Origin of the sequence: Streptomyces sp. Y20, assembly GCF_043195475.1 — a bacterium.
In the GTDB taxonomy this organism is placed as follows: domain Bacteria; phylum Actinomycetota; class Actinomycetes; order Streptomycetales; family Streptomycetaceae; genus Streptomyces.
Genome location: NZ_JBIDDP010000003.1, coordinates 218,495 through 235,425 on the forward strand (window position 1 = coordinate 218,495; position 16,931 = coordinate 235,425).

At 73.4% G+C, this 16,931-nt stretch carries 16 protein-coding genes; 3 read left to right on the plus strand and 13 right to left on the minus strand.

Annotation, left to right across the window (positions count from 1 at the left end):
• Positions 1-39 precede the first annotated feature (39 nt).
• The 4 genes from ACGFT1_RS09280 to ACGFT1_RS09295 form a co-directional block, all read right to left on the minus strand.
• Positions 40-963 (minus strand): alpha/beta hydrolase family protein, encoded by a 924-nt coding sequence (locus tag ACGFT1_RS09280; protein WP_373908415.1) that lies wholly within the window; start codon positions 961-963, stop codon positions 40-42.
• A gap of 195 nt (positions 964-1,158) precedes the next feature.
• Positions 1,159-2,343 (minus strand): kynureninase, encoded by a 1,185-nt coding sequence (gene kynU, locus ACGFT1_RS09285; protein WP_373908416.1) that lies wholly within the window; start codon positions 2,341-2,343, stop codon positions 1,159-1,161.
• A complete protein-coding gene (locus tag ACGFT1_RS09290; RefSeq protein WP_373908417.1) occupies positions 2,336-3,184 on the minus strand; it encodes a tryptophan 2,3-dioxygenase family protein in 849 nt (282 codons plus the stop codon). The genes kynU and ACGFT1_RS09290 overlap by 8 nt, the downstream gene beginning before the upstream one ends.
• 248 nt (positions 3,185-3,432) lie before the next feature.
• Positions 3,433-3,657, minus strand: a complete 225-nt coding sequence (locus ACGFT1_RS09295) for a hypothetical protein (RefSeq protein ID WP_373908418.1) — start codon at positions 3,655-3,657, stop codon at positions 3,433-3,435.
• 246 nt (positions 3,658-3,903) lie between these two features.
• Between ACGFT1_RS09295 and ACGFT1_RS09300 the strand changes: the two genes are divergently transcribed.
• Positions 3,904-4,323: a DUF3151 domain-containing protein gene (locus tag ACGFT1_RS09300; RefSeq protein ID WP_373908419.1), complete on the plus strand. Its 420-nt coding sequence runs from the start codon at positions 3,904-3,906 to the stop codon at positions 4,321-4,323.
• A 172-nt stretch (positions 4,324-4,495) separates the two neighbouring features.
• Here ACGFT1_RS09300 and fbaA read toward each other — a convergent pair whose 3' ends face one another.
• The 6 genes from fbaA to ACGFT1_RS09330 form a co-directional block, all read right to left on the minus strand.
• Entirely contained in the window at positions 4,496-5,518 is a 1,023-nt protein-coding gene (gene fbaA, locus ACGFT1_RS09305) for a class II fructose-bisphosphate aldolase (protein ID WP_373908420.1), read from the minus strand.
• Positions 5,519-5,670: 152 nt separating this feature from the next.
• Complete coding sequence (gene pyrE / locus ACGFT1_RS09310; RefSeq protein WP_373908421.1) at positions 5,671-6,219, minus strand: orotate phosphoribosyltransferase; 549 nt, start codon at positions 6,217-6,219, stop codon at positions 5,671-5,673.
• A gap of 10 nt (positions 6,220-6,229) precedes the next feature.
• Positions 6,230-7,018 (minus strand): aldose 1-epimerase, encoded by a 789-nt coding sequence (locus tag ACGFT1_RS09315; RefSeq protein WP_373908422.1) that lies wholly within the window; start codon positions 7,016-7,018, stop codon positions 6,230-6,232.
• Positions 7,019-7,210: 192 nt separating this feature from the next.
• Entirely contained in the window at positions 7,211-7,978 is a 768-nt protein-coding gene (locus ACGFT1_RS09320) for an SRPBCC family protein (RefSeq protein WP_373908423.1), read from the minus strand.
• Positions 7,979-8,071: 93 nt separating this feature from the next.
• Positions 8,072-9,706, minus strand: coding sequence for a polyamine aminopropyltransferase (locus tag ACGFT1_RS09325; protein WP_373908424.1), 1,635 nt, complete (start codon positions 9,704-9,706; stop codon positions 8,072-8,074).
• Between the two features lie 80 nt (positions 9,707-9,786).
• Positions 9,787-10,332 carry a DUF2617 family protein gene (locus ACGFT1_RS09330; protein WP_373908425.1) on the minus strand — a complete coding sequence of 182 codons (546 nt, stop codon included), beginning with the start codon at positions 10,330-10,332 and terminating at the stop codon, positions 9,787-9,789.
• Between the two features lie 794 nt (positions 10,333-11,126).
• On the opposite strand from ACGFT1_RS09330, the gene ACGFT1_RS09335 reads away from it, so the two are divergent.
• On the plus strand, positions 11,127-12,320 hold the full coding sequence (locus ACGFT1_RS09335; protein ID WP_373908747.1) for a pyridoxal phosphate-dependent aminotransferase: 1,194 nt from the start codon (positions 11,127-11,129) through the stop codon (positions 12,318-12,320).
• A 93-nt stretch (positions 12,321-12,413) separates the two neighbouring features.
• Here ACGFT1_RS09335 and ACGFT1_RS09340 read toward each other — a convergent pair whose 3' ends face one another.
• Entirely contained in the window at positions 12,414-12,944 is a 531-nt protein-coding gene (locus ACGFT1_RS09340; protein ID WP_373908426.1) for a YbjN domain-containing protein, read from the minus strand.
• A 225-nt stretch (positions 12,945-13,169) separates the two neighbouring features.
• Positions 13,170-15,767 (minus strand): ATP-dependent chaperone ClpB, encoded by a 2,598-nt coding sequence (gene clpB / locus ACGFT1_RS09345; RefSeq protein ID WP_373908427.1) that lies wholly within the window; start codon positions 15,765-15,767, stop codon positions 13,170-13,172.
• 136 nt (positions 15,768-15,903) lie between these two features.
• Between clpB and ACGFT1_RS09350 the strand changes: the two genes are divergently transcribed.
• A complete protein-coding gene (locus ACGFT1_RS09350; protein WP_373908428.1) occupies positions 15,904-16,317 on the plus strand; it encodes a pyridoxamine 5'-phosphate oxidase family protein in 414 nt (137 codons plus the stop codon).
• A gap of 146 nt (positions 16,318-16,463) precedes the next feature.
• On the opposite strand, the gene ACGFT1_RS09355 is transcribed toward ACGFT1_RS09350, so the two are convergent.
• The gene (locus tag ACGFT1_RS09355) at positions 16,464-16,799 is read right to left on the minus strand and encodes a hypothetical protein (RefSeq protein ID WP_121787728.1); all 336 of its coding nucleotides are present in this window, start codon (positions 16,797-16,799) and stop codon (positions 16,464-16,466) included.
• Between the last annotated feature and the right edge of the window lie 132 nt (positions 16,800-16,931).

Sequence of the window (16,931 nt, forward strand, 5' to 3'; positions counted from 1 at the left end):
GTATGACCGGGACCGGCCCCTGAGTGGGGAGCGGGTGGGTCACCAGGCGAGCTGGGCGATCTCCTCCGCCACCACCGCGCAGGCGTCCGCCGCCGGGTCGATCAGCGGGAAGTGGCCCACGTCCGCCAGGAGCGTCAGCCCGGGCGTCTCCCCCGCCTTCACCGCGGCCTCGGCGTACGACTCGGCGACCGCCGGCGGTACCACCAGGTCCGCCCGGCCCTGGACCAGCGTCGTGGCGATGCCCGTCGGGAGGAGCAGGACGGGGTCCGCGTAGGCCCGGCGCTGCGCGAAGATGTCGTGTCCGCCGAGGAGTTGGCGGGACGCGTGCCCGCAGACGCCGAGTTTCTCGGCCACCGAGAGGTCCGCGATCGGCGCGAGCGCGACCACACCGCGCAGCGCCGCCGGCCCGTCGGTGCGCCAGGGGGCGTCCGCGGGGAGGACGTGGCGGGCCGCCGCCCACAGGGCCAGGTGCCCGCCCGCCGAGTGGCCGGTCAGGACCGTACGGCCCGCGTCCGCCTGCGGGAGCGCCTCGCGGACCAGGGCGGGGAGGGCGTCCAGGGCCGCCGCGACGTCGTCGAGGGTGTCGGGCCAGCGGCCGGCGGGAGGCCGGTCCCCGGCATCGGCGTGCGGCTCGCGCGTCCCGTCGTCCTGTCCGGGGACCGGGGCCCGGCCACCGCGCCGGTACTCGACGTTGGCCACCGCGAAGCCCCTGCGGGCCAGGTGGTCGGCGAAGGGGGTGATGTGACGGCGGTCGTGGCGGGCGCGCCAGGCGCCGCCGTGCAGGACGACGACCAGGGGGGCCGGGGAGGCGGCGGACCGCGTGCCGGAGCGCGGGGCGTAGAAGTCGATCACCTGGTCGGGGTGGTCACCGTAGGCGGCGGTGACGTCGGGGTCGACCGGGGGGTGCGAGAAGACCGACTCCTCCTCGGCGGCGGCGCGGGCCGCGGCGGCGTCGTCCGGCATGCTCCAACCTCTCAGCGAAGGAACGGCATCGGCGGACCGGGCGGGGGTGGCCGGCCGTTGGCGGGGACGGTACCAGGCCGGTGACGTGCGGGGACACCCGGATGTGACGCACGGTGAGGAGCGCGCGGTGCGGCGGGGTCGGGCCGGCCGGCAACGAGGTCCCCCCGCCCCCGCCGGCCCGCCCCGCCCCGTCCCCTAGGCCAGCACCTCCGCCAGGATCCGCGCGGCCCGCTCGGTGTCCCGGAAGCCCACGTACAGCGGCGTGAACCCGAACCGGAGCACGTCGGGGTGCCGGAAGTCGCCGACGACCCCGCGCTCGACGAGGCGTTTCATGACCTCACCGGCGTCCGGGCAGCGCAGGGCGATCTGGCTGCCCCGCTCCTCGTGGCGTCCGGGCGTCACGGACTCCGTCCGCCCCGGGCCGGTGTACTCGGCCACGCACCGCAGGAAGAAGTCCGTCAGGGCGAGGGACTTCGCGCGGACCGCGGTGAGGGACACCCCGTCCCAGATCTCCAGGGCGGCCTCCAGGGCCAGCATGGAGAGGATGTCCGGCGTGCCGACCCGGCCGCGCGGGGCGCCCGGCGCCGGGGCGTAGGCCGGGCTCATGCCGAAGGGGTCGGCGTGGGAGTTCCAGCCGGGCAGCGGGGAGTCGAAGCGGTCCTGGAGCGCGCTGCGCACATACAGGTACGCCGGTGAACCCGGGCCTCCGTTCAGGTACTTGTAGGTGCAGCCGACCGCCAGGTCGACCCCGTGCTCGTCCAGGCCCACCGGCAGCGCGCCCGCGCTGTGGCACAGGTCCCAGACCGCGAGTGCGCCGGCCGCGTGGACCGCGGCGGTGAGCCCGGGCAGGTCGTGCAGGCGGCCGGTGCGGTAGTCGACGTGGTTCAGCAGGACCGCCGCCGTACGGCCGCCCAGGAGCCCCGGCACCTCTGCCGGGGTGACCGCGCGCAGGGTGCGGCCGGTCAGGCGGGCGGCCGACCCGGCGATGTAGCCGTCCGTGGGGAAGGTCGTGGCGTCGACCAGGATCTCGGTGCGGTCCTCGCCGGCCATGCGGACCGCCGCCACGAGCGCCTTGAAGACGTTCACGCTGGTGGAGTCCCCGACGACGATCTGGCCCGGGGCGGCGCCGACCAGCGGGGCGATCCGGTCGCCGATCCGCTCGGGCGCCGTCCACCAGCCGCTCTCCTCCCAGGAGCGGATGCGCAGTTCGCCCCACTGACGGCGGACGACGTCCTCGACCCGTCCCGGCACGTGCGCGGGCAGGGCGCCGAGCGAGTTCCCGTCCAGGTAGATCACGTCGTCGAGGACGAAGCGGTCGCGCAGCGGTGCCAGTTCGTCCGCCGCGTCCAGCTTCTCCGCGAGCAGGCGCAGCTCAGACATGGGACCTCGCCGTCCACAGCTCGGGGAAGACGTTCTTGCGGGCGCGCTTCTCCAGCCAGGCCACGCCGGCCGAGCCGCCGGTGCCGGCCTTGGCGCCCATCGCGCGCCGCGTGGCGACGAGGTGGTCGTTGCGCCAGCGCCACACCAGTTCGGCCACGTCCGTCAGCGCCTCGCCCAGCCGGGCGATCTCGTCGCTCTCGTCGTCCGCGTAGACGGCGGCCCAGGCGGCCTCCACGGCCTCCGACGGCTCGTACCGCTGCGTGACGTCGCGGCGCAGCACCGGGTCGGGGATCGCGTGGCCGCGGCGCGCGAGGAGCCGTACGACCTCGTCGTACAGGCTCGGCTCGTGCAGGGCCTTCTCCAGCTCCGCGTGGACGCGCGGGGCGCCGCGGTGCGGGACGAGCATGGACGCCGACTTGTCGCCGAGCAGGAACTCCAGGCGCCGGTACATCGCCGACTGGAAGCCGGAGCCCTCGCCGAGCGCGCTGCGGTAGCTGTTGAACTGCGCGGGGGTCAGCTGTCCGAGCGGCTTCCAGGAGGCGTTGAGGGCCTCCAGTTCGCGCACGGAACGCTTCAGCGCGGCGATCGCGGTGGGCACGTCGTCCGAGCGGAGCGCCTTCGCGGCGGTCTCCCACTCGTGCACGAGGACCGTGAACCACAGCTCCATGACCTGGGTGGTGACCAGGAAGACCATCTCTCCGGGGTCGTCGGAGAGGGTGTGCTGGAGATGGGTGAGCACGTCCGCCTTGACGTAGTCCTCGTACGGCGTCGTACCGGCGAAGTCGAGATGCGGGGTCTCGGGCTCAGTGGCCTCGGCAGGGAGGTGAGCCTGGTGGGACATCGCTGTCTCCTGTGTTACTCCGGGTAGCGGTCCGCCCCTGCCGATGCCGGCACGGGGGCCCCGGTCCCCACACCGCATCCTCCGCATTCCCTCCGGAAACGGCAAGGCCCGCCCGCTGCCGGACGGACCACACCGGTCACCGCGTCCCAGGTCGGCCCAGCGGCCTGACCGCCGTGGGCGAGGCGTCCGTCCCGGCGAGGAGGTCGCGTCACGGCGTGTCGGCGGAGGTGGGCCGTATCAGGAGCGGATCACCCGCCCGCGGTGCAGCCGCCCGGCCCCTCGGGGCCGTCCAGCACAGTGACGGCTGTCCCGACGCGGGCCATCGTGGCGCGGACGATCCGCTCCAGGGTGTCCACGCCGGCCTCCTCCACCACGCGCGGGGCGAGGCGGGGCCACTCCTCCGGCTCCGCGGTGAGGAATCGCTTCAGAGCCGAAGCCTGCGGTGACCGCGGCGGAAGGTGCGGCGCGGACATGATCGAGGCCTCCGTTCCCGAAGGGTGTTCCTGTCATTCGGGACGCGGATCCGCCGGCCGAGGATGCGCGCCGGCGCCTTGCCCCTCGGATCGGCCGGTTCAGGCGCCTGGCCTCCCGGGCGGTACAGGGCAGCGGGCGGCCATCGCCATCGGTCGCACACCCGCCGCTCCCCCGTCGGCCGGGGCCCCGGCCGAGACCCCTCACGGGCATCCTGAGGACCTGTTCGCAAGTGGCAGACTGCATTCATGACGACTCACAAGAACCTGCTCGGCGGCCCCGAACCGACGTTCCTGCCGGAGAACGAAGAGGCGTACCGCCTGCTGAGCGACGACTCTCTGCCGCCGGCCGAGGTCGCGGCGAAGCACCCCACGTTCGCGCTCGCCTGGGCCGTGCTCGCCGACGACGCCTTCGAGGCGGGGCGAGTGATCGAGTCGTACGCCTACGCGCGCACCGGCTACCACCGCGGTCTGGACGCCCTGCGCCGGGCCGGCTGGAAAGGACATGGCCCCATCCCCTGGGACCACCGGGCCAACCGCGGGTTCCTGCGCTGCCTCGCCGCGCTCGCCCGTGCCGCCGGCGCGATCGGCGAGAAGGACGAGACGGAGCGGTGCTGGCAGTTCCTCCAGGACAGCAGCGCCGAGGCGTACGCCGAGCTGAAGCGGTAGTCGCCACGGCGGGGAAGCGGTCCTCGCCGCGACCCGGAGCGGTCGTCGCCGAGGCTGGACGCCGGCCGGACCGGCCCGGACCCGGGCGGCCGGCCTGCCGTCCGTGCCGGGCCCGGACAGGTGGAAGGCCCGGCGCCGGGACGGCTGCCGGGCCCGCCGGGGGGTTGCCCGCTTACTTGATCTTGTTGCCCGCGGAGCGCAGGTGCTGCGTGGCCGCCAGGACGCGCGCGGCCATGCTCGCCTCGGCCAGCTTGCCCCAGGTGCGCGGGTCGTAGGCCTTCTTGTCGCCGACCTCGCCGTCGACCTTCAGGACGCCGTCGTAGTTGCGGAACATGTGGTCGGCGACCGGACGGGTGAAGGCGTACTGGGTGTCCGTGTCGAGGTTCATCTTCACGACGCCGTTCTCCAGCGCGGTCTGGATCTCCTGCTCGGTGGAGCCGGAGCCGCCGTGGAAGACGAAGTCGAACGGGGACGCCTTGCCGAACCGGGCGGCGACGCCCTCGTTCAGCTCCTTGAGCAGCTCCGGGCGGAGGACGACGTTGCCCGGCTTGTACACGCCGTGCACGTTGCCGAAGGAGGCGGCCAGCAGGTAGCGGCCCTTCTCACCCAGGCCCAGGGCCTCGGCGGTGCGGACCGCGTCGTCGACCGTGGTGTAGAGGGAGTCGTTGATCTCGTGCGAGACGCCGTCCTCCTCGCCGCCGGTCGGGGTGATCTCCACCTCGAGGATGATGTGCGCGGCGCGGGCCTGCTCCAGCAGCTCCTGCGCGATCTCCAGGTTGTCGGCGAGGGTCTCGGCCGAACCGTCCCACATGTGCGACTGGAACAGCGGGCCGAGGCCGGCGTCCACGCGCTTCTTCGACAGCGCGATGAGCGGGCGTACGTACCCGTCCAGCTTGTCCTTCGGGCAGTGGTCCGTGTGCAGGGCGATGTTGACCGGGTACTTCTCGGCGAGGATGTGGGCGTACTCGGCGAGCGCGACCGCGCCGGTCACCATGTCCTTGCTGTACTGGCCGCCGAGGAACTCGGCACCACCGGTCGAGATCTGGACGATGCCGTCGCTCTCCGCCTCCGCGAAACCGCGCAGCGCCGCGTTCAGGGTCTGGCTCGAGGTGACGTTGATGGCCGGGTAGGCGAACTTGCCTGCCTTCGCCCGGTCGAGCATCTCGTTGTAGACCTCGGGGGTTGCGATGGGCATCTGTCCGCTCCTTGTGTTGCGGGTGGATTCTGCGTTACGGCCCTGACCTAGACCTGGGGTGCGACGTCATCGTCGGCCCCATCTTTCCAGACACGCCGCGCCGGCCGGTGCGATGGTGGGCACCCCGGCCAAGTCCAGGTCATACCCGTCCGTCAGTCCAGACCCAGTTCATCCTTCGAGAAGGCGAAACGGTACGGAACGCCCGCACCGTCCTGGATCTTCTCGGCGGCGCCGGTCGCCCGGTCCACGATGGTCGCGACGGCGACGACCTCGGCACCGGCCTCGCGCACCGCCTCCACGGCGGTCAGCGGGGAGCCGCCGGTGGTGGAGGTGTCCTCGACGACGAGCACGCGGCGGCCCGCGATGTCCGGGCCCTCCACGCGCCGCTGCAGGCCGTGCGCCTTGGCCGCCTTGCGGACGACGAACGCGTCCAGCCGACGCCCGCGCGCGGCGGCGGCGTGCAGCATGGCGGCGGCGACCGGGTCGGCGCCCATGGTGAGCCCGCCGACCGCGTCGAACTCCAGGTCCGCGGTCAGGTCCAGCAGCACCTGGCCGACCAGCGGGGCGGCCTCGCCGTCGAGGGTGACGCGGCGGAGGTCGACGTAGTAGTCGGCCTCCAGACCCGAGGAGAGCGTCACCTTGCCGTGCACCACGGCCTTGTCCTTGATCTGCTGAAGCAGCGCGCCACGTACGTCCGTCATGGCAGCCAGCTTAAAGCCGCCGCCAGCTCCAGGTGGTCGTCGCCTCCAGCGGCTCCAGCGGGGTGACCAGGCGCGGGTGGGTGTTCAGGCCGTCGGGCGGGCCGGTCTGCGGCTCCACGCAGACGGCCTCGGCCTGCTCGTCGTAGACCACCACCCACTCCTGGCGGCTGGTCACCGTCAGCTCCAGCTGCCCGGGCCAGGTGAGGGTGACATCGACGCCGTCCGGCATGCCGAAGCAGTCGTCCCAGGGGCCGGGCTTCGGATCGACACGGTGGCCGGTGGGCAGGTGGTCGGCGCCGCGCTCCTCCTGCCAGGCGGGCGTGAAGTCCAGCCGCACGTCCTCGCCGCCGAGGTTGCGGTGGAACCACGGGTGCCAGCCGATCTGCGCCGGGAAGGAGTCGTCGTACGTCTCCACGGACATCGCCAGCGTCAGGGCGTCCTCGGCGAGCGCGACAACCTGGGTGACGCGGCCGGTGTGCGGCCAGGGGTCCGTCAGGTCGTACGTGATCACCGCCTCGTTCTCCGTGACCCGCGCGGTGCGCCAGGCGCCGTCGCGCGCGGTGCCGTGGATGGCGTGCGGCGGGGCGTTGAGCGGCATCTGGCGGACGGTGGCGCCGTCCAGGAACCGGCCCTGTCCGATCCGGCCGCACCAGGGCACCATCGGGAAGCAGCCGTAGCGGTCACCCTGCCGCAGCAGCTCCGCACCGCCGATCCGGAGTCCGCCGATCCGGCCGCCGTTGCCGGGCCTCACGGTCACTTCCGCGTCGCCCGCGGTCAGCGTGATGTCTTCGTCGCTCACGGAACCGACCCTACTGGGGCGATCAAGAGGGCATGGCGCAAGCGACCCGGCGGTGGCCGCGCGGGCCGGCGGCACTCGCGCAGGGCACGACTCGGCAGCGCGCGCAGGGGGACGGTCGGCGGCGCTGGTGCGGGGCGCGGGTCGGCAGCGCTCGCGCACACGCGGGTGGACGGCGCTCGCGCACCGCGCGCGTCAGCGGCGTTTGCGCAGGGCGCGGGTCAGTACGACCGCCGAGGCGAGGGCCAGCGCCGCCGCGGGGGCCGCCCAGCGCAGGGCGGGGTTGCCGGCGATCGTCTGGGGGGCCGGTACGGGGGCGTAGCGGCCGCGCGGCGGGGCGTGATCGACCTCCTCGGCGCTGCGGCCGATCATCGTCCGGCGGGCGTGCGCGGCCTCGGCCGGCGGCTCACCTGTGTCGGTGAAGGCGTCGGTGAGGCGGTCGGGACACGCGTCGTCACCGCCGGGTTCCTCGTCGGTCCCGGGCTCCGGCGACGACACGGACACCTCGGCCTCGGACACCGCGCCGGGCTCCGGGTCCTGGACCCCGTCCGCCGCCAGCGCGGCCACGAAGCGGTCCAGCAGCCGTGCCGCCGCCGAGGCCACCGCCTGGGCCGGCAGTTCCGTGATGCGGCCGTCCGCGGCCGCCGTGCCCCGCACGGTGACCGTGCAGCCGCCGTCGCCGTCCGCGAGGCGCAGCGTCAGGGCGAACCTGACCGATCCGTCGCCGCGGGCCTCGCCCGCGTCACCGTCGACCGCGTACGTGCCGTCCGCCCGGGCCGTCACCCGCAGCGCGCCCCGGTAGGTGACGGAGTGTCCGCCGACGCGCAGCTTCAGCCGGCCGGCGATCGGTTCGGCACCGGCATCCTGCTGCAGACCGGGAACCGACCGGGCGACGCGCGCGGGGTCGGCCAGCGCCGCCCTGAGCCGTTCGGCGGAAACCGGGACGAAGACCTGGTGCTCCATGTCCGGTGAGCCTACCCAGTCCCCGCGAGAACGCACCCGGCTCCGCCCCAGGCATCACCCCCCGCTCCCGGAACCCGTCCGCCCGCCCGGGCCTCAGTACCGTGGATGGAGCAGGGTCGAGGCCCGCAGGCCCCCGATGCGGGTACGTGCCGCCGCCTCGGCGTCCGAGGCGAGCGCCGCCCGGGCCGGGCCGGCGGGGTGGCCGGGGGCCGGGCGCAGGGGTGGCGGGGTGCGGCCCGGCGCCGCCAGGAGGAGACCCCAGTCGCGCGGGGCGGCGGCGGTACCCGCCGGCCCGCCGGATCCGGCCGCGGAACCGGAGTCGCCGCCGAGGACCCGGTAGGGCGAGACGGCGAAGCCGGCCGCGCGGAGTGTCGCGGCTACGGTCCAGAAGGCGCGGGGGCGGCTGGTGACGGACCCGGCGTGCACCGCCAGCCGGCCGTCCGCGGCCAGCACCCGGCGGGCCAGGCCGTAGAACTCCTGGGAGTAGAGCTTCGTGCCGGCGGTGACGCCGGGGTCGGGCAGGTCGGCGATCACGACGTCGTACGCCGGTCCGCGCGCCCCCCGCAGCCAGGTGAGCGCGTCGGCCGTGGTGACGTGGACGCGCGGGTCGGCGAGGGCGTGCCCGTTGGCGGCGGACAGGCCGGGGTCGCGGCGGGCGAGGTCCACCAGGCCGGGGTCGAGTTCGACGATGTCGACGCGGCGCACCCCGCTCCGGCGCAGGACCTCGCGGGCGGCCAGGCCGTCGCCGCCGCCCAGGATCAGGACGCGCGCGTGGGGGCCGGCGAGGGCGGGTCGGACCAGGGCCCGGTGGTAGCGGGGCGCGTCCCGGCCGCCGGCCCGGAGCCGGCCGTCGAGGTAGAGGCCGAGGGGCCTGCCGCCGGTGCCGCCGGTGAGGACGACCTCCTGGACACCGGTCCGCACGGCCACCCGGAGGTCCGTGCCGTACACGGCGCGGCGGGCGGCCCGCTCGAAGTCGCCGGCGAGGGCGGCGGCGGCGGCGAGGATCCCGAGGACGAGGAGGCCCGTGACGAGGAGGGTCCAGCGGGCGCGGCGGGTGAGGTCGCGGCGGAAGAGGCCGAGGACGAGGGCGCCGCCCGCGACCGTGTTGACCGTGCCGGTGAGCAGCGCGCCGGTCAGCTGGCCCAGGTACGGCAGGAGCAGGAAGGGGAAGGCCAGGCCGCCGACGAGGGCACCGACGTAGTCCGCGGCGAACAGGTCGGCCACCGTGGCGCCCGCGTCCTGCCGGCGGACGCGCTGGATCAGCTCCATCAGCAGGGGGACCTCGGCGCCGATGAGCAGACCGATGGCGAGGGAGAAGGCGACCAGCAGGCAGCGCGGGCCGCCGGCCCACATGCCGCCCCAGCCGCCGGTCCAGGCGAACACGGCGTACAGCGCCATGGCGCTGCCCCCACCGACCAGGGCGAGGGCCGCCTCCACCGCGCCGAACCCGGCGGCCGCGTGGCGGCGCAGGCGTTTGGCGCCCAGGGAGCCGATGCCCATGGCGAACACCATCACGGACAGCACGACGGAGGCCTGGGTGACCGAGTCGCCCATCAGGTACGAGGCGAACGCGACGAGTTCCAGCTCGTACACCAGCCCGCAGGCCGCGCAGACGAACACGCACGCGAGGACCAGGAACCGCCCGGTGCCGGGCCGGACGGGCAACCGCGCGGGGGCCGCCGAGGAGGGCGGGGTGCACGGGGGCGCGGGGGTGTGCGTTTCGATCACGTTGCGACGGTATGTCACGCAGTGGGCACGCTTCGTCACCCACACGTGTGAAGCTGACGGTGGTTGTCGCGTCCCGAGGTTTATGCCGCCCGGGACCGGCCCCGGCTCGGCTGCCCCGCCGTCGTCCGGGCGCCGACCCGGGTCCGGGTGGCCACCAGCTGCCCGTCCTGCGGGTAGGCGTGCCAGGTGCGCCAGTGCACCTGGCCCCCCTGCCGCTGGACGAGCATCGCGGTGAAGGCGTGCGGGCTGCCGGGGAAGACGCCGGCCAGGCCGTGCGGATGCTCGGAGACGAGCGCCAGCAGTTCCTGGGCGCGGCCCTCGAAGGAGCCGGGCGGGAGGACCTCGACGCGGGCGGCGAACTCGTACTCCCAGTCGCCGACGCGTTTGGCGACGCCCACCGGCAGCGGGGTGCTGGAGCCGGGGATGCAGGCCACGGTCTCCGAGCAGCTGCTCCGCTCCTCCTCCAGGAGGATCTGGTGGGACGCGCCGAGCAGCCGTAACTGGATCTTCGCGCCGGTGAGTTCGAGGTCGAGGGTGGCGAGGGCGGGCAGCGGTTCGCGTCCCAGGGCCCAGGCGAGGTCGGCAGCCCGGGTATCGGTGTAGGAGGTGTTCAGGGTCGTGAGCATGGGTCGGCTCCGCTAACGCTCAAGGAGGAGGGAGATCGGCCTGTCAGTCCGGTCGGCCCGGCCGCAAGGGGGCCAGGGGGACGCCCGAGGGGCTGCGTCGGCGTTGAGAGGGAACCACGAACTGTGGTGACGCCACAGCGTTTTTACCCAAGTACGCCGGGTTTCCATCCCTCAGGGGGCTCTACAGCTCAATTGTTCAACCACCGCGCACGACGGGCGCGGAGGGGAACGGGCGCACGCCCGCCGGATGTTCGTTTCCGGCGGGCGTCGGATGCGGCTGCCCCGGCTCCACGGGAGCCGGGCCGCCCCGTGTCAGCCGCCTCCCCCGCATCCGCCCCCGCCGCCGCACGACGAGCCCCCGCCGCACGACGAACCCCCGCCGCAGGAGGAGTGGCCGCCGCCGCAGGAGTGACCTCCGTGGTGCCCACCGTGCCCACCGTGCCCACCGTCTCCGGACGACGCGCCCAGGCCACCGGCCCACCAGCTGCTGCCACCGTCGGACGACGATGACGACGCCGACGACGAGCGGAACGCCCGGCCGCGCCCGCCGCCGCTGCCGAGCGACAGACCGGCCTTCCGGTTCCGGCGGTTGCGGCCCGCAGCCCGCGCGCACATCAATACCGCCCCCACCACCAGGATGATGCCGATGATCATGGCGTCCCCCGCCTTCCGTTCCCCCGAAGCGACCCCCCGTGGGCGCCTCGCCGTCACCGCGTCCGACGCGGTGACCGGGAGATGCCCACCCCGGTCCCCGCCCAAAGCACAGTTGAGCAACTCCAGAGCTTGGGCGGAGGATAGCCGGTATGACCTCCAGCGCACGTCCTCACCTCAACCGCCGGCTCGCCGCGTTCGGGACGACGATCTTCGCCGAGATGTCGGCGCTCGCCGTGGCGAGCGGGGCGATCAACCTGGGCCAGGGTTTCCCGGACACGGACGGGCCCGAGGAGATCCGGGAGGCCGCCGTGCGGGCGCTGCGCGACGGGCGCGGCAACCAGTACCCGCCGGGTCCCGGCGTCCCCGAACTGCGCTCCGCGATCGCCGCGCACCAGCAGCACCGGTACGGCCTGTCCTGGGACCCCTCCACCGAGGTGCTGGTCACGGCGGGCGCGACGGAGGCGATCGCGGCGGCGCTGCTGGCGCTGGTGGAGCCCGGGGACGAGGTCGTGGCCCTGGAGCCGTACTACGACTCGTACGCGGCGAGCATCGCCATGGCCGGCGGCACGCGGGTGCCGGTGACGCTGAGGCCGCACGGGGGGCGCTTCCGGCTGGACCTGGACGAGCTGCGCGCGGCCGTCACCGGACGCACCCGGCTGCTGCTGCTCAACACCCCGCACAACCCGACCGGGACGGTCCTCAGCCGCGCGGAACTCGCCGCGGTCGCCGAGCTCGCGGTGGAGCGGGATCTGCTGGTGGTGACCGACGAGGTGTACGAGCACCTGGTCTTCGACGGCGCCGAGCACCTGCCGCTCGCCGGGTTCCCGGGCATGCGCGAGCGCACGGTGAGCATCGGCTCGGCCGGCAAGACGTTCTCGTTCACCGGCTGGAAGGTCGGCTGGGTGACGGGATCGCCGGAGCTGGTCGGCGCGGTCCGCGCGGTGAAGCAGTACCTGACGTACGTCGCCTCGGGGCCCTTCCAGTACGCGGTCGCGGAGGCCCTCGCCCTGCCCGACTCCTACTTCGAGGAGTACCGCCGGAGCATGCTGGCCCGCCGGGACGTCCTGGCGGAGGGGCTGGCGACGGCGGGCTTCGAGGTGTTCCGGCCCGCCGGCACCTACTTCGTCACGGCCGACATCCGCTCCGTCGGCGAGAAGGACGGGTTCGCCTTCTGCCGCGCCCTGCCCGAGCGCGCGGGTGTCGTCGCCATCCCGAACGCGGTCTTCTACGACCACAAGGAGAGGGGGGCACCCTACGTCCGGTTCGCGTTCTGCAAGCACATCGAGGTACTGGCGGACGCGACGGAACGGCTCCGCAAGGCCTTCGCGCGCTGACGGCCCCGCCGGCCGAGCGTGGGACGCGGCGGAGCGGCTGCGGGCCATGTGAGCGCGTCCGGGGGCCGCAGCCCCCGGACCTCACGGACCGGGTTACTCCCCGTCGTCCTCGGGCTTCTCCGCCTCGTCGACCTCCTGCTCCAGGCCGAGCTGCTCGACCAGCCACTTGTCGAACTCGATCGCGGCCCGCACCCAGCTGACCGTGGAGGAGACGAAGTGGTTGATGTCGACGCCCGTGCCGATCAGCATCTGGGCCTCGCCGATCAGGCGGACGGTGCCGTCGTCATGGGTGTGGGTGTACACCTTGGGCCACAGGGTGCGGCGGTTCCAGTCGTCGATGGACTCCAGGAGCTGCGGCTTGTCGTCGATCGGGTGCGGGCGGTCGTAGAACGTCCGCACCGAGAAGATCGCCTGTTCGGCCTCTCCGCGGAACATGAAGTAGGTGCGGAACTGCTCCCACGGCGCCGCGAGGTCACCCTCCTCGTCGACGACGTACTTCAGCTCCATCTGCTCGAGGAGCTGCTTCACCAGGTCCTGATCCGGGAGGACGGGGCCCGCCGGTCCTTGGGGCTGCGGTTCGGGCTGGCCCCCGAAATTAGGAATCGAGGACGGGTCGATGCTCACCGTGTTTTTCCCTTCATGCGGATGCCGCCATCCTCCCCCATGCGGGGAGGGGGGTGGCAAGCCCTGACGGGGCCTGTCAGCCCGTGGCGGACATGATCCGGCAGGGGGTGCCGTGGACGGTGACGCGGGGGTGCGCCCGTACGTCCGTCCGAGTGCACCCCAGCCGCCGGCCGAAACGCGGAGGTCCCCTCCCCGGCGGGCCGGGGAGGGGACCGTGAGCGTGCCCTACAGGGTCTTGCCCGTGGCGGGGCCGACCAGCAGGCCGTCCTCGAAGCGGTCCACGCGGACCGTGTCGCCGTCCTTGACCTCGCCGGACAGGATCTCCTTGGCGAGCCGGTCGCCGATGGCGGTCTGCACCAGGCGGCGCAGCGGGCGGGCGCCGTACGCCGGGTCCAGGCCCTCCTCCGCCAGCCAGGCCAGCGCCGCCGGGGTGATCTCCAGCGTGAGCCGGCGTTCGGCGAGCCGCTTGGCCAGCCGCTCGATCTGCAACCGGGCGATCCGCTCCAGCTCGGGCTTGGTCAGCGCCGAGAAGACCACCAGGTCGTCGAGCCGGTTGAGGAACTCCGGCTTGAAGGAGGACCGGACGACCTCCAGCACCTGCTCCTTCTTCTCCGTCTCGCTGCGCAGCGGGTCGACCAGGAACTGGCTGCCCAGGTTGGAGGTGAGCACCAGGATGGTGTTGCGGAAGTCGACCGTGCGGCCCTGACCGTCGGTCAGGCGCCCGTCGTCCAGCACCTGGAGCAGGACGTCGAAGACCTCGGGGTGGGCCTTCTCCACCTCGTCCAGCAGGACGACGCTGTACGGGCGGCGCCGGACCGCCTCGGTGAGCTGGCCGCCCTCCTCGTAGCCGACGTATCCGGGAGGCGCGCCGACGAGCCGGGCCACGCTGTGCTTCTCGCCGTACTCCGACATGTCGATGCGGACCATGGCCCGCTCGTCGTCGAAGAGGAAGTCCGCGAGGGCCTTGGCGAGTTCGGTCTTGCCGACACCGGTCGGGCCGAGGAAGAGGAAGGACCCGGTGGGCCGGTCGGGGTCGGCGATGCCGGCCCGCGAGCGCCGTACGGCGTCGCTCACGGCGCGTACGGCCTCGTTCTGGCCGATGAGCCGCCTGCCCAGCTCCTCCTCCATGCGCAGCAGCTTCTGCGTCTCGCCCTCCAGCAGGCGGCCGGCCGGGATGCCGGTCCAGGCGGCGACGACGTCGGCGATGTCGTCGGAGCCGACCTCCTCCTTGACCATGGTGTCCCGGGCGACCTCCTCCTCGGCCTGGGAGGCGGCCTCAAGCTCCTTCTCCAGCTGCGGGATCTCGCCGTAGAGCAGCTTGGCGGCGGTGTCGAAGTCGCCGTCGCGCTGGGCGCGTTCGGCCTGCCCGCGCACGTCGTCGAGGCGTTCCTTCAGCTCACCGACCCGGTTGAGGGACTGCTTCTCCTTCTCCCAGCGGGCGGTGAGGCCGCGCAGCTCCTCCTCCTTGTCGGCGAGGTCGCGGCGCAGCTTCTCCAGGCGGGCGACGGAGGCCGGGTCGGTCTCCTTGGCGATCGCCAGCTCCTCCATCTTCAGCCGGTCGACGGCGCGCTGGAGTTCGTCGATCTCGACGGGCGAGGAGTCGATCTCCATGCGCAGCCGGGAGGCGGCCTCGTCCACCAGGTCGATGGCCTTGTCCGGCAGGAAGCGGGAGGTGATGTACCGGTCGGAGAGGGTGGCGGCGGCCACCAGCGCGCTGTCCGCGATCTGCACCTTGTGGTGGGCCTCGTACCGGCCCTTGAGGCCGCGCAGGATCGCGATGGTGTCCTCGACGCTCGGCTCGGCGACCAGCACCTGCTGGAAACGCCGTTCCAGTGCGGGATCCTTCTCGATCCGCTCCCGGTACTCGTCCAGGGTGGTGGCGCCCACCATCCGCAGCTCGCCGCGGGCCAGCATGGGCTTGAGCATGTTGCCCGCGTCCATGGCCGAGTCCCCGCCGGCGCCGGCGCCGACGACGGTGTGCAGCTCGTCGATGAAGGTGATGACCTGCCCGTCGGAGTCCTTGATCTCGGCGAGGACGGCCTTGAGCCGCTCCTCGAACTCGCCGCGGTACTTGGCGCCGGCGACCATCGCGCCGAGGTCCAGCGCGACCAGCCGCTTGTCCTTCAGCGACTCGGGCACGTCGCCCTTCACGATCCGCTGGGCGAGCCCCTCGACCACGGCGGTCTTGCCGACGCCGGGCTCACCGATGAGCACGGGGTTGTTCTTGGTCCTGCGGCTGAGCACCTGCACGACCCGCCGGATCTCCTGGTCCCGTCCGATGACCGGATCCAGCCGGCCCTCCCGGGCTGCGGCGGTGAAGTCGGTGCCGAACTTCTCCAGGGCCTTGTACTGGCCCTCCGGGTCGGCGGTGGTCACGCGGCGTCCTCCCCTGGCCTTCTGGAAGGCCTCTTGCAGTTTCCTGGCGTCGGCGCCCTGCTGCCTGAGCACGTCCCCGGCCGCCCCGCCCTGCGCGGCGATGCCCAGGAGCAGGTGCTCGGTGGACAGGTACTCGTCGCCGAGCGCCCGGGCGCGTTCGCCGGCGTCGGCGATCGCGGCCAGCAGCTCACGGTTGGGCTGCGGCGGGGCGACGGTGGACCCCGTCACACTGGGCAGGCCGGCGAGGATGCGCTCCGCGCCGGAGCGTACGGCGGCCTGGTCGGCCTCGACGGCCGCGAGCAGGTCGGTGATGTTCTCGTTCTCCTGCCCCTGGAGCAGAGCCAGCAGCAGGTGGGCAGGGGTGAGATCCGGGTGTCCCTCGGTCACGGCGCGGTTGCTCGCCGCGTTGATCGCGTCCCGGCTCCTGTTGGTCAGCTCGGCGTCCACGTGTCCGTTCTCCTCCTCGGCGTCGTCCCGACGGCCGCCTCTCCCAGTCCGGCGGTCCTGCCTCAACCAGCGTACACAAAGTTGAGTCTATTCCACTCAAGGCAAGAGGTGTACCCGCGTCGGCTAGGTTTCCCGCATGGCCCCGTACTCCGTAGACCCGGCTTCCCCCGACGAGCCGTACCTCGCCTTCTGGCGGGAGCGGCATCTGTGCACGCTCACGACCCTGCGGCCGGACGGCAGCCCGCACGTCGTACCGGTCGGGGTGACGTACGACCCCGGGGCGGGGCTGGCCCGGGTGATCACGAACGGGTCGAGCGCGAAGGTGGCGCACGTGCGCGCCGCCGGGGCCGACGGGGCGCGGGTGGCGGTGTGCCAGGTGGACGGCCGGCGCTGGGCCACGCTGGAGGGGCGCGCGCACGTGCGGACCGAGCCGGAGCGGGTCGGGGAGGCGGAGCGGCGGTACGCCGAGCGGTACGGGCGGACGCCGGCCCCGAACCCGTCCCGGGTGGTCGTCGAGATCGAGGTCGAGCGGGCACTGGGGCGCGGCTGAGGAACGGCTGACCCCGGCCACCGCCGAGGCGCGTCCACACCCGGAACATATCCCCGGAAATTACAGCGGCGTCACCGTGTTCAGGTCACGGTGACGCCGCTGCGGGGGGAAGTACCTGAGCGATCTGTTACGACGGGGGAATCGCGTCAGGCACTGCGGGGGGTGGCCGAGATGGTCCTCAGGTCGGTCTCCGGCGGCTCGCACAGCCGGTGGTCCCGCTGGTCCAGGTTCACAAAGATCATTCCGTATCGGATGGCGCACCGAACCGGCTGCGGCGCACCACGCGGCTTGCGCAGACACCGGTACGCCCGCACGTCCCCGTCCTCGTCCCGCGTGACGACGACCGGCTCGCCGAACACGGGCACCATCAGCGAGTCACCGCTGTGGGGGATGGCGGTGACCAGGTCGATGAAGTGCCAGCCGGAGCGGTAGGCGGTGGCCATCTCGCGACGGAAGGAGCGGTCGTCTGGCGGGGTCGTCACGTCAGCTCCTCACAGCATCCGTGTGAATCACCGGCCAACTGGTATCACCGGCGACCACGGTAGTCGTGGCCACCGACGGCCAGCTGGTGTCCGCTCGAGCGTCGCTCTTCTCACCGGTGAGGCCGCCCAGCG